Origin of the sequence: Cyclonatronum sp. (genome assembly GCF_022565315.1) — a bacterium.
Classification (GTDB): domain Bacteria; phylum Bacteroidota; class Rhodothermia; order Balneolales; family Cyclonatronaceae; genus Cyclonatronum.
Genome location: NZ_JAIUMX010000197.1, coordinates 1 through 2,755 on the forward strand (window position 1 = coordinate 1; position 2,755 = coordinate 2,755).

A 2,755-nucleotide genomic window follows, 5' to 3' on the forward strand; every position below is an offset into this window, starting at 1 on the left:
AAAGCCGGCTACAGGTATTTGTCGCCGCGTACCACCTTTACATTTTCGGTATAGGTGATGACGGCATAGTTCTCGAAGTAGGTTTCAGAAACCGCGGTCAGAATTTTGTTGGCTACTTCCTGATTCACAATGGCTTCTAATTTGATGTTCCTGCCTTCGAACTCAGAAGCCCGGATACCGCGGCTGCCTTCACCCGATGCATCGGTGATGGTATAGCCTTTGGCACCTTTTTCAACGATGAGCTCTGTGAGCTGTTTTTTCAGCAGACGCTCCGCGATGATGGTAATTAAAATGGCGTCGGTCATTAACATAAGTGTCAGCCTCCCATCCAGTTGGCGATTACAAAGTAAAGGGGAATTCCCAGGGTGATGTTAAAGGGAAAGGTGATGCCCAGCGAGGCCGTGAGGTAGAGTGTCGGGCTTGCCTTGGGCAGTGCAATACGAACGGCTGCGGGTGCTGCTATGTAGGAGCCGCTTGAAACCATGGCGGCAAACACGCCGGCACCGGCAACGCTGAGGCCGGCCAGGAGTCCCAGCCAGATCGCCAGGATGCCGTGCAGAATCGGAACGATGATCCCGAAGCCGACCAAAAACAGCCCGGCTTTTTTCAGGTCGCGCAGGCGGCTTGCGGTAACAATGCCAAGCTCCAGTAAAAACAGCACCAGGGCGCCGTTAAACATGGTCACAAAAAACGGTTCAACAGATGCAAAACGCTCCGGTCCCGAAACGAAGCCGATCAGCAGGCCTCCCATCAGCAGCATAATGCTGCTTCCGGTAAAGACCTCATGCATGGCTTTTTTTACGGATCCGCCCCCGGTGCTCAGCAGCAGCGGGATCATAAGCGCAACCACGATACCGGGAATTTCGAGCAGGGCAACGAGCGTAGGCATAAAGCCTTCGGCCTGCAGCCCGACCGACTCCGCATAGGCAATGGCCGCGATGTAGGTAACTACCGAAACCGAGCCGTAATGCGCCGCAATACCGGCAGCGTTATCCATATCGAAGCGGCCCATATAGCGAAGTACCAGAAAAGCCGTGATCGGGGTAACGACCCCGAGCAGCAGGGTTGCGCCTACCGGCCACACAACCACGTCGAAGGAAGTCTTGCTCAGCTCCACGCCCCCTTTAAGACCGATGGCCAGCAGCAGATAGATGGAAATAGACTGATACAGCGGTTTGGGCAATTCCAGATTGCTCTTTACCAGCCGGCTCACAATCCCCAGCACAAATGCCAGAACTATCGGAGAGGCGAAATTGGAGATTAACGCATCCATAAAAACGATTGAAGTGAATATTTTGTGAGCGTAAATATTAACACTAATCCGTGAAATCTTCATTAAGCCCAACCACTTACAGCGGCTGAAGGCTAATGCAATCCATTCCCGTCTCTCAGGATGAGGAAATCCTCAGTTCGAGGGCGCCTTTGAAACCTTTGCCGGACTTCAGCGGAATCCTAAAACTTCCTCCCTCCCCGCCTTCAGCCAGGCTGCCCCGGTGCTCGCCCCAGCCCTCATCGGTGAAAGTGTAGCGCAGCTTGAAGCCGCCCTGCCCGTCGCCCGTGCGGATTGCCTTAATTGTGAGCTGTTCACGAAACAGGTTTTCGCCCGGAATCCGGTTGGAGCGGAACAAGCGTCCGTCGATTTCATACTCGGTCGTTTTGACTGCCATATCCACCGTAAAAACAAGCGTGCGGCCCGTTTCGATGTTGCGGGAATCCAGAAAGGCGCTGAACAGCACCGGCATACTGCCCGGTTTGGGCTGCCATTTGCCGTTGGTGCCGCGCTCAAAAAGTTCATCGAATTCTTTGAAACCAGCCGACTGATTCTCCACCTTCCGTTCGCTGAGTTTGAACAGCTGACCCCGCACCATCACCGTGTTTTCGAAATAGTACGACGCCCGCACCCTCCGGCCTTTTTCGAGCGCTTTCTCCACGCTTGGCGGCAGCGGCAGGGCTTCGAGGTGCAGCACGGCCTTCACCATGATATCCCCGAAGAGGAAGCGGGTGAGGTTTTGGTAGCCTTCCTCCGAATTCACCAGACCGTACACCCCGCTGTGGCTGTGGTGCGTGTAGGCCCGCGGCGCGCCCTGAATGCTCGCATTGCGGATCAACACCAGCCCGTCGCTCATAGGCCCGACCGCCAGCCGCGACAAATTGTAATCCTGATGATTGGTGCCTACGAGCGCAAAAAAGCGGTCTGCCGGAAACTTCCCGTTCAGCGTATCCACGCGCTGATGCGAGTCCAGCGCGAGGTACTGCGCCATTCGCCGCCGGTTGAAATTATTGATATCCCAGCCGCTGAGGAAGCGCGGCACATTGGCCCCACGGATTTCAATACCGTTGTGCGGGGTGCCGTAGGTGAAAACTTTGTGCACCATTTGTTTGGCGGCCGCATCGCCGATGGCATCATTCTGCAGAAAGCAGCGCGCAATCAGCCCGCCCATGGAATGCGCCACGAGATACACGCGGAAGTCCTGCCGGGCTTCGGCATCATCCCCGCACACCTGATCGCGGGTTTTGAGGATGAGCGCGCTCAGGCCTTCAGCGGCTTTTTCGATGGACGGGGTTCCTTCACCCGTACCAAAATCGCGGTCGGCCTCGTCGTAATAGCGATGGATGATCACGCTCTTTGCAGGGATTTCATCGTCGATAATTTCCCCCGCAGCATAATTATCGGTATAGCCGAAATCTTTCATCAGCCGGATCAGGGGCGATTCAAAAAAGTGCTGTGTCACTTCCCCCTTGTGGTTCTGCCGGA

General features: G+C 55.4%; 3 protein-coding genes. All 3 read right to left on the bottom strand.

Features of this window, described 5'->3' with window-relative positions:
* Positions 1-8: 8 nt before the first annotated feature.
* Complete coding sequence (locus LAT75_RS15525) at positions 9-311, bottom strand: DUF3240 family protein (protein WP_291483747.1); 303 nt, start codon at positions 309-311, stop codon at positions 9-11.
* A 5-nt stretch (positions 312-316) separates the two neighbouring features.
* Positions 317-1,273: a sodium-dependent bicarbonate transport family permease gene (locus tag LAT75_RS15530; protein ID WP_291483749.1), complete on the bottom strand. Its 957-nt coding sequence runs from the start codon at positions 1,271-1,273 to the stop codon at positions 317-319.
* A gap of 115 nt (positions 1,274-1,388) precedes the next feature.
* Positions 1,389-2,755: hypothetical protein (locus LAT75_RS15535; protein WP_291483751.1), on the bottom strand; the 1,367-nt coding region annotated here is incomplete at its 5' end.